Below are 6,514 nucleotides of genomic sequence, written 5' to 3'. Positions count from 1 at the left end.
CGGGTGGTCGACCACCACGGCACCAGGTTCATCCTCCTGGACACGGCGCGGCTCTCCTACCGGGCCGGCGACTGGTCGCAACTGCCGCTGCTGCGGGAGGAACTCGACGCCGCGACCGAGGACCCCGCCGTCACCTCGGTCGTGGTGGCCCAGCACGTGCCCTTCCGCGATCCGCTGCCCTCCAAGGCGAGCGAGCTGTCGGACCGCAAGGAGGCGGCCACCGTCGAGAACTGGCTGGCCGACTTCCAGGCCGACACCGGTAAGGGCGTGGCGTTCATCGGCGCGCACGTCGGTGTCTTCCACGCCGACCGGGTGGACGGCGTGCCCTACGTCATCAACGGCAACGCGGGCAAGAACCCCTCGGCGGGCCCCGAGGACGGTGGCTTCACCGGCTGGTCGCTGTGGGGGATCGACACCGACGGTGATCCCACGGCGGACTGGGTGGCCACCGAAACGCGTCCCCACGTGGACGGGCTGGAACTGGACGCTCCGACCTCGGTCGTGGTCGGGGAACAGGTCGAGGTCACCGCGACCGTGGACAACGACGGTATCGCCTTGCCGGTCGCCTACCCGGTGAGCGCGGACTGGTCCGGTTCCGACGACGTCCACATCGGACCGGCCGACGAGGCCGAGGCCGAACACGTCGCCGTCTTCGACCCACGGACCGGCCGGTTGAGCGCGTTGGCCGAGGCGACCATCGAACTCGGCGTCACCGTGAACGGCGTCACCGAAGAGGTCACCATCGAACTGAAGTCCTGACCTCGGGCCACAGGGGTGACGAAGATGGACCGGGCGGGCCCACCGCAGGGTGGATCCGCCCGGTCCCGGCGTACGGGCAGGGCGCACGGGTCGCCTCAGGTGTTGACGGGGAAACCGAGTTCGATGCCCCGGGAGGTCGGGTCGGGCCAGCGGGTGGTGACCACCTTGCCCCTGGTGTAGAAGTGGACCCCCTCCGTCCCGTGGGCGTGGCTGTCTCCGAAGAGCGAGGACTTCCACCCACCGAAGGAGTAGTAGGAAACGGGCACCGGAATGGGCACGTTGACGCCCACCATGCCCACTTCCACCTCGTACTCGAAGCGCCTGGCCGCTCCACCGTCCCTGGTGAAGATGGCGGTTCCGTTGCCGTACGGGTGCTCGTTGATGAGGCGGACCCCCTCCTCGTAGGAGGGCACCCGCACCACGGAGAGCACCGGGCCGAAGATCTCGTCGGTGTACACGGACATGTCGGGGGTGACGTGGTCGAGCAGGGTGGGGCCGACCCAATAGCCGTCCCGAGAACCGTCGGGGACGACCCGTCGTCCGTCGGCGACCACCGTGGCACCGTCCTGCTGACCGGACTCGATGTAGGACAGGACCCGGTCGCGGTGCGAGGCGCTCACCAGCGGTCCCATGTCCACCTCGCGGCGCCCGTCACCGGTACGGAGGTCGCCGATGCGTTCGTTGATGCGTTCGACCAGCGCGTCGGCCACGGAGTCGACCGCCAAGAGTGCCGAGATGGCCATGCACCGCTCACCGGCGGAGCCATAGGCGGCTCCGATGGCCGCGTCGGCGGCCTGGTCCAGGTCCGCGTCCGGGAGCACCAGCATGTGGTTCTTGGCCCCGCCCAGGGCCTGGACCCTCTTGCCGTGGGCGGTTCCGGTCTCGTAGACGTGTTGCGCGATCCGGGTGGACCCGACGAAGGAGACCGCCTTGATGACCGGGTGCGTGATCAGGGTGTTGACGACCTCGGGGCCTCCGTGCAGGACGGTGAAGACACCGTCCGGCAGACCGGCCTCACGCCACATCCGGGCCATCAGGTCGGCGGCGGAGGGGTCCTGTTCGCTCGGCTTGAGGACGACGGAGTTGCCGGCGGCGATGGCGACCGGGGCGAACCACAGCGGGACCATCACAGGGAAGTTGAAGGGGGAGATGATCGCGACGGTACCGAGGGGCTGACGCACGGAGTGAACGTCGATTCCGCGTGAGACGCCCTCGGAGTACCCGCCCTTCAACAGGTGTGGGATACCGCAGGCGAACTCCACGACCTCCATGCCACGGGCGATCTCCCCGGCGGCGTCGGAGAGGAGCTTGCCGTGCTCCTCGGTGATCAACCGCGCCAACTCGTCGGTTCGCGTGCGCAGTTGTTCCCGAAAGGCGAAGAGGACCTGTGTCCGCTTGGCCAGGGAGGTGGTGCGCCAGGCGGCGGCGGCCTGATCGGCCGACCCGATCGCCTGTTCCACCAGTTCGGGCCCGGCGAAGTCGACGTTGGCGATCACCTTCGCCGTGGCCGGGTCGAGCACGGGATGCGAGGTGGTCCCTTCCGGACGGATGGGGCGCCCCTCGATCCAGTTGGAAACCTGACGAGGCGTTGTCGGTGTCATGGTGTGCTTCCTTTCGCCGGTGGCTACACGCAGACTTGATTTTGGATAAAATATCAGATTGTTCGGCGCAGGGGTCCGCCCTGAGGCGGAGAGGGGTGGGGAGGGGGTTACTCCTCGGCCCAGAAGCCGGCCGATTCCATCATGCGGACGGCCTGGGCCCCCGTGTGCCGGAAGTGTTGCGCGACGGCCTCGGAGGCGGCTCTGCCGTCTCCGGCGCGCAGGGCGGCGACGATCAGGTCGTGCTCGCTCAGGGCGCGTTCCTGCCACTCCCATTCGAGGTTGTGCTCGAAGAAGTGGGAGGGCATGCTCCGGGAGAGCATCCGCAGTACGGCCCGCAGCCGTCCGGAGCTGCCCGCTTTGTTGATGGCCTGGTGGAAGTCGTAGTTGAGCGCGTCGTGCTCACGGGGCTCGGTGGTCGTACGCATCCGGGCGGCGACGTCCGCGATGGACTTCAGTGTCCCGGGTGGTGCCGAAGCCGCGGCGCGGGCCGCCGCCATGCCGCTGAGCAGCCCGTACATCTCGTAGTGATCGATGATGTCCTGGGGGCTCAGCGCCGCGACGAAGGAGCCTCTGCGGGCGACGCTCTCGACCAACCCCTCGGCCTCCAACGTGATCAGTGCTTCGCGGACCGGAAGCCGGCTGATCCCGAGGTCCTCGGCGATCTGGTCCTGGTCCAGGCGCTCCCGTGGTCGTACGGACGCGGAGAAGATCATGTCCCTGACGTACTGCGCTGCTTCCTGTTTGAGGTTGGGGCGCCGCGAGTGTTCGATTTTCGTCGGTGCTTTTGCCATGTCCACCCGTCTAAGTCGCATCGGTTCGTCGATGCCGCCGTCTGGTGATCGACCGAGGCCGAACGTGGTGTGGCTCTCGTCAAGCCATCTTCTCATCGGATACTTTATCAAAGTATCTCGTGGTTGTTCAGAGGGGATGACAGTCTGTGACGAATGTGAGTTCTGTGGCTGGAGAGGTCGCGGTGGTGACGGGTGCGGCCGGTGGCATCGGGCGCTCGGTGGCCCTTCGCCTGGCCGCCGAAGGCTACCTGGTCTTCGCCTGTGACCTGCATGAAGACCGTGTGGAAGAGGCGCTCGCGGGGCGTGAGGGCGTCGTGCCGTTCGGGGCGGACGTCTCCGATCGGGGGCAGGTTTCGCGGCTCGTCGACGCGGCCGTGGCACGGGGAAGGGTCAAGGCCCTGGTCAACGCGGCGGGTATCCATCGGCCGGCGCCGTTCCTGGAAACGGTGGAGGACGACTTCGACCTGCTCATGAGGGTCAACGTCAAGGGGACCTACCTTCCTTCGCTGCTCCTGGGTCGGGCCATGGTCGAGGGCGGAGGCGGGTCCGTCGTCAACTTCTCCTCGGTCGCGGCCCACCACCTGACGGCGAGCAGTGCCCTGTACGGCGCGACCAAGGGTGCTGTCCTGTCTTTGACCAGGGGAATGGCCGTTTCACTCGCGCCCCACGGGGTCAGGGTCAACGCGGTGTCCCCGGGGCCGGTGGAGACGCCCATGAACGCGCATCGGCGTGAGGACCCCGAGTACGTGAAGGCCATGATCGATCGGGTGCCGCTCGGGCGCCAAGGGCGACCGGAAGAGGTGGCCGATGCGGTGTCCTTCCTGGTGGGAGAGGGCTCTTCCTGGATGACGGGCACGGTGCTGGAGGTCGATGGGGGCATCTCGGTCCTTCGGTGAGGTGTTGATTTGATCAAATATCTTTGATACTAATCCTCGGTACATGTGATGCGGGTCATGAGAAGGAGATCACTGATGGTGGGTCCGAAGAAGATGGGAAGCGTCGCGGCACTGGCTCTGGCGCTGGCGGTGGGCACCACGTCCTGTGGGATCAACGCACCTGGCCAGGGCGGCGGGACCGAGGGGGACGAGGCCGTCACCGGTGACTTCGACGCCCTGGTCGAGGCGGCGCAGGAGGAGGGCACCCTCACGGTCTACTCGACCGAGACCGAGGAACACCTCGTCGCCGTTATCAACGCCTTCGAGGAGGAGTACGGGATCCCCGTCGAGTACGTGCGCCTGGCGAGTTCGGCCGTGGTGCAGAGGTTCGCCGGTGAGAAGGACTCCGGGGTCGTGGCCGCCGACGTCATCCAACTGACCGACACCACGATGGTCCAGGACAACGAGGACTGGTTCCGTCCCTTCGACGAGGAGCTTCTCCCCGCGCTGGCCGAGTACGACGAGGAGTACCGGCACGACCACCACGCGGCGGGGGCCATCTACGCCTCGGGCGTGCAGTACAACACCGATCTGGTCTCGCCCGAAGAGGTGCCCGAGAGCTGGGAGGACCTGCTCGACCCCAAGTGGGAGGGCCAGATCCTCATGGTCGACCCGCAGGCGTCGCCCACACCGGTGGCTCTGCTGGAGCTCCTGCGAGAGACCTACGGTGACGACTTCCTCGAGCGGTTGGGCGAGCAGAACCCGGAGGTGGTCGACAGCGCCGGCCCCGGGGGACAGCAGGTGGCGGCGGGTGCCTTCGCCTTCAACTTCCCGACGGCCGGTGGAGCGCACACCCAACCCCTGATCGACGAGGGCGCTCCGGTCGATTTCACCCTCATGTCCCCGGCGACCCTGGGCACGAACGAGGTCGTGCTTCCCGAGGGCTCCCCGAATCCGAACGCCGGGGCGCTCTTCGCGAACTTCCGGCTCTCCCTGGAAGGGCACAAGGCGGTCTGCGACACGAACCCGGGCTACGGACTGCCCTTCGAAGAGGTCCTCGACGGCTGCATCGAGACGCCGGAGGACACCGTCCAGATCGACTTCGACCTGTGGGCCGACGAGGAACTCAAGCGGGACCAGCTCGACGAGCTCGGCCTGTGAGCACAGACCACTTTGGAGGCCGGCCATGGCCGCTCGACCAGTGACGACCACCGACAGAAGGGGCACGGGTACGACCTTGACCGAAGAACCACGACCCCAGGGACGCCCCGGCCACGTTGAGGAACCGCGTATCAGCGCTCGGCGACTGCGTAAGACCTTCGGCAAGAAGGGTCGGGAACGGGTACACGCTCTGGACGACGTTTCGTTGGACGTCTCACCGGGAGAGTTCGTGGTTCTCCTGGGCCCGAGCGGGTGCGGAAAGACCACTCTGCTTCGTTCGATCGCCGGCCTGGAGACTCCCGAAACCGGAGAGATCGTCATCTCCGGGAACACGGTCTACTCATCGTCGAACAGGGTCAACCTGCCGGCCGAGAGACGCGGCATCAACATGATGTTCCAGTCCTACGCGCTCTGGCCGCACATGACCGTCTTCGACAACGTCGCCTACCCGTTGCGCTCCCACAAGATCGCCAAGAGCGAGATCGCCTCCCGGGTCACCGCGCTCCTGGGCAGGATCGGGATCCCCGAACTCGCCGACCGCTATCCGTCCGAGCTCAGCGGTGGACAACAACAACGTGTCGCCCTGGCCCGCGCCCTGGCGGTCGATCCCTCCTGCGTGATGTTCGACGAGCCGCTCTCCAACGTGGACGCCAAGGTGCGCGAGCAGTTGCGCGTGGAACTGGTGGAGATGCACCGGCGAATGGGATTCTCCGCCGTCTACGTCACCCACGACCAGGTCGAGGCCATGCAGTTGGCCGACCGCCTCGTGGTCATGCGCAAGGGGGAGATCGAGCAGGAGGGAACGCCCGAGGAGATCTACCGCTCTCCCCGTACGCGTTACGTCGCCGACTTCATCGGTCAGTGCAACCAGATCGAGGGGACGGTGAAGGAGGTCTCCGCGGGTGTGGTGTCGGTCGAGACCGACCTGGGCGTGATCCAGGCCGAAGTCGCGCAACGGCCGTGGTCCAAGGGGGACCAGGTCGTGCTCATCGTCCGTCTAGAGGACCTTCGCGTGGTCGACGGCGAGGTCACGACCCCCCACGAACGTCGTGCCACGGTCCGGGCCCGGATGTTCGCCGGGGCGACCACCGAGTACCTGGTCGAGGTCGCCGGAGGGCGGACGTTGCGCCTGGCCGTCGACGGACACCGCAAGCCGCTGGGCGAGGACGAGGACATCACGGTCCTCATGGCCCCCGAGTCCGTTCGAATCGTTCCCGCGGAGGAGGGACAGTGATGTGGCCCGAGGCCGAACACCGACTGCCGCGAGGGCCCCTGTCGGGGGTCCGTGTCGTCGACCTGTCGCGGATCATCGCCGGTCCGTTGACCA

The 6,514-nt window shown here is 67.2% G+C and carries 6 protein-coding genes; 4 read left to right on the top strand and 2 right to left on the bottom strand.

All coding sequences use genetic code 11. The features are described 5' to 3' along the window. Positions 1 to 759 (top strand): metallophosphoesterase (locus K8V84_RS25465; protein WP_369696682.1); only part of this gene is annotated, 759 nt, incomplete at its 5' end. Between the two features lie 95 nt (positions 760 to 854). On the opposite strand, the gene K8V84_RS25460 is transcribed toward K8V84_RS25465, so the two are convergent. Next, complete coding sequence (locus K8V84_RS25460) at positions 855 to 2,360, bottom strand: CoA-acylating methylmalonate-semialdehyde dehydrogenase (protein ID WP_304079386.1); 1,506 nt, start codon at positions 2,358 to 2,360, stop codon at positions 855 to 857. A gap of 107 nt (positions 2,361 to 2,467) precedes the next feature. Continuing rightward, positions 2,468 to 3,151 carry a GntR family transcriptional regulator gene (locus tag K8V84_RS25455; protein WP_304079385.1) on the bottom strand — a complete coding sequence of 228 codons (684 nt, stop codon included), beginning with the start codon at positions 3,149 to 3,151 and terminating at the stop codon, positions 2,468 to 2,470. 164 nt (positions 3,152 to 3,315) lie between these two features. Between K8V84_RS25455 and K8V84_RS25450 the strand changes: the two genes are divergently transcribed. The 3 genes from K8V84_RS25450 (at position 3,316) to K8V84_RS25440 (ending at position 6,421) form a co-directional block, all read left to right on the top strand. Beyond that, the gene (locus K8V84_RS25450) at positions 3,316 to 4,047 is read left to right on the top strand and encodes an SDR family NAD(P)-dependent oxidoreductase (protein ID WP_304079384.1); all 732 of its coding nucleotides are present in this window, start codon (positions 3,316 to 3,318) and stop codon (positions 4,045 to 4,047) included. A gap of 75 nt (positions 4,048 to 4,122) precedes the next feature. Continuing rightward, the gene (locus K8V84_RS25445; RefSeq protein ID WP_304079383.1) at positions 4,123 to 5,187 is read left to right on the top strand and encodes an ABC transporter substrate-binding protein; all 1,065 of its coding nucleotides are present in this window, start codon (positions 4,123 to 4,125) and stop codon (positions 5,185 to 5,187) included. Positions 5,188 to 5,263: 76 nt separating this feature from the next. After that, entirely contained in the window at positions 5,264 to 6,421 is a 1,158-nt protein-coding gene (locus K8V84_RS25440; RefSeq protein WP_304079382.1) for an ABC transporter ATP-binding protein, read from the top strand. Positions 6,422 to 6,514 lie beyond the last annotated feature (93 nt).

The organism is Nocardiopsis listeri (genome assembly GCF_020741345.1).
In the GTDB taxonomy this organism is placed as follows: domain Bacteria; phylum Actinomycetota; class Actinomycetes; order Streptosporangiales; family Streptosporangiaceae; genus Nocardiopsis; species Nocardiopsis listeri_A.
Note: the sequence above shows the minus strand (reverse complement) of the source record. Positions and strands in the feature narration are given on the sequence as shown.

What these genes read in the sequence shown, in the direction of transcription:
- K8V84_RS25460 (WP_304079386.1), bottom strand. Translation starts at nt 2,360, where the DNA reads ATGACACCGACAACGCCTCGTCAGGTTTCCAACTGGATCGAGGGGCGC.
- K8V84_RS25455 (WP_304079385.1), bottom strand. Translation starts at nt 3,151, where the DNA reads ATGGCAAAAGCACCGACGAAAATCGAACACTCGCGGCGCCCCAACCTC.
- K8V84_RS25445 (WP_304079383.1), top strand. Translation starts at nt 4,123, where the DNA reads ATGGTGGGTCCGAAGAAGATGGGAAGCGTCGCGGCACTGGCTCTGGCG.